Source organism: Bradyrhizobium sp. UFLA01-814, from assembly GCF_046718885.1.
Taxonomy (GTDB): domain Bacteria; phylum Pseudomonadota; class Alphaproteobacteria; order Rhizobiales; family Xanthobacteraceae; genus Bradyrhizobium; species Bradyrhizobium elkanii.
The window spans coordinates 1-2,389 of record NZ_JAQOSR010000346.1 but is presented as its reverse complement, the minus strand read 5'-3'; the positions used below and the strand labels follow the sequence as shown (position 1 = coordinate 2,389).

Genomic DNA, 2,389 nt, shown 5'->3' with positions numbered 1-2,389 from the left:
GTAAGCGGCGTGTCTCCCGCACCTTGTTGCTGTCGAGCAGATCGGCGATGTTCGTTCCGTCTTGAAGAGGACGGTTTGCATAGATGGTTGAGCGTGTTGTCGACGTATCGCAGCTACGGATCCGGCGGCGCTGGAGCGACGAGGTCAAGGGACGGATCGTCGCGGAGTCCTTTTTGCCGCGAGCGATTGTCTCGGACGTCGCGCGGCGCCACGGTCTGTCGCCGCAGCATTTGTCAGCCTGGCGCAAGGCGGTACGCGACGGGTTGTTGAAGCTGCCGGAAGGCACTGAGCCGATGGTGACGAGGCCTGCTGGAGCAGTCGCGATCCAGGAGGCGAACTCATCAAGCGGCGAGGCCGTTAGCGCTGTTGGCTCGCCCGGCGATACACGCCCAGGGCATGAGTTCGTCCAGACGCGAGGCCGGCCAGAGGTTGACGAGTCTGGTGAGGACGCCGGTCAGATAGGCCTGCGGCTCGACGCCGCAGAGCTTGCAGGTCTCGATCAGCGAAGCGATGCAGGCCCAGTTCTCCGCGCCCTCATCATGCCCTGCGAACAGTGCATTCTTGCGGTTGAGGATAAGAGGACGGATGCTTCGCTCGACGATATTTGTGTCGAGTTCGATGCGGCCGTCGTCGAGGAAGCGCGTCAGGCCGACCCAGTGGTTCAAGGCGTAACGGATGTGCTCGGCGATTGTCGCTTTGCCCGAGACGCGGATGAGTTGCTGCTCGAACCAGGCCTTGAGCGCCAGCACCAGCGGCTTGCTGCGCTCCTGGCGGACGGCACGACGCTCATCGGCGCTGCGGCCCCTGATCGTCTTCTCGATGGCATAGAGAGCGGCGATACGCTCGAGCGCTTCGCTCGCGATCGGGGCAGGACCGTCCTGGACAACGTCGAAGAAGCGCCGCCGCAGGTGAGCCCAGCAGAAGGCGAGCGTGATCGCCGCGTCAGGCGCGGTGTCGGCAACGGTCTTGTAGACAGTATAGCCGTCGCATTGCACGATGCCGCGATAACCGTCGAGCAGCTTGAGGGCGTGGACGGCGCCGCGACCGGGCGCGTAAGTGTAGGCCACTGCCGGCGGGTCGGCCCCGCCCCACGGCCGATCGTCGCGCGCGATCGCCCAGAAGAAGCCCTTCTTGGTGCGGCCGCGGCCGGGATCGAGCACGGGCGCTGTGGTCTCGTCGACCGCGATCTTGCTCGCGGTCAGAATGGTCTCGCGCAGCCTGAGCCAGAGCGGACGAAGCTCCGCGGCCGCGTAGCCCACCCAGAACGCCAGAACCGAGCGCTTGATGTCGATACCCTGCGCCAGCAGCATCTGAGCCTGCCGATACAGCGGCAGGTGCCAGGCATATTTGGCGACCAGCACATGGGCGACCATCGCCTCGGTCGGCAAGCCGCCCTTGATCAGCCGCTCCGGTGCCGGCGCCTGAACCACGCCATCCGTGCAGGCCCAGCAGGCATATTTGGGACGATGGGTGACGATCACGCGGAACTGCGCCGGCACGACGTCGAGCCGCCGTGAGGTCTCCTCACCGATCACATGCAGAGGCGCGCGGCAGCACGGACAGTTGGTATCCTCCGGGGCAATCGTGACGTCGATATGCGGCAGATGGGCCGGGAGCGCACCACGGCTGGCGCGGCGCCTGTCGGCACGCTGACGTGCGCCTGCTTTATCCTTCGTGTCCTGGGCCGCCTCGTCGCCGGCAATGGCCTGCTCGATGTCCTCGATCGCCAGCTGCAACTGCTCAGGATCGAGCTTCTCCGAGCGGCGGCCGAACTGCGCGCGTTGCAGCTGACGCAAGAGATGCCGCAGGCGATCCATTTGCGACAGCGCATGGTCGCGTTCGGCGATCGCCGATTCGCGCTCCGCGCGTGCCGCCGCAACCAGCGCCCGCAGCGCCTCGATATCGGTCGGAAGCTGATCCGTAGTCTCGCTCACGCCCGGTACTCAAGCTGATTCGCGGTCTGTTGTGGAAGACTGCAATCACAGAGTTCACGACGTTGCGGTCGGTTGGGCAACATCGCGGGCATGCAGGCGCGACCAGTCTAGGCCATCCATCAGCGCGGCGAGCTGTGATGCGGACAACCGCATCACGCCGTCGCTAATGGGCGGCCAGCGGAACGCGGAATGCTCCAGCCGCTTCCACAGCAGCACAAGCCCAGATCCGTCCCAGGCCAAAATCTTCAAACGGTCCGCCCGCTTTGAACGAAAGACGAAAATTGTTCCTGCGAAGGGATCATGCTGGAGTTGTTCGCGCACCAGTGCGGCAAGACCGTCGGCGCCTTTGCGGAAGTCGACCGGCCTCGTCGCAACCATGATCTTCACGCCCGCCGAAGCCGCGATCATGTCGTCGCCCTCACGGCCCGCAGCACATCGCGCAGCCAGCCTGGATC

The 2,389-nt window shown here is 65.2% G+C and carries 2 protein-coding genes and 1 pseudogene; 1 reads left to right on the top strand and 2 read right to left on the bottom strand.

What is annotated here, in order from left to right; all coding sequences use genetic code 11:
- Nucleotides 1-83: 83 nt before the first annotated feature.
- A pseudogene (locus tag PMN64_RS42695) lies at nt 84-221 on the top strand (transposase); the annotation flags it as partial.
- Nucleotides 222-341: 120 nt separating this feature from the next.
- On the opposite strand, the gene tnpC reads toward PMN64_RS42695, so the two are convergent.
- Entirely contained in the window at nt 342-1,934 is a 1,593-nt protein-coding gene (gene tnpC / locus PMN64_RS42690; protein WP_411785094.1) for an IS66 family transposase, read from the bottom strand.
- A gap of 54 nt (nt 1,935-1,988) precedes the next feature.
- Nucleotides 1,989-2,342, bottom strand: coding sequence for an IS66 family insertion sequence element accessory protein TnpB (tnpB, locus tag PMN64_RS42685; protein WP_411785093.1), 354 nt, complete (start codon nt 2,340-2,342; stop codon nt 1,989-1,991).
- Nucleotides 2,343-2,389 lie beyond the last annotated feature (47 nt).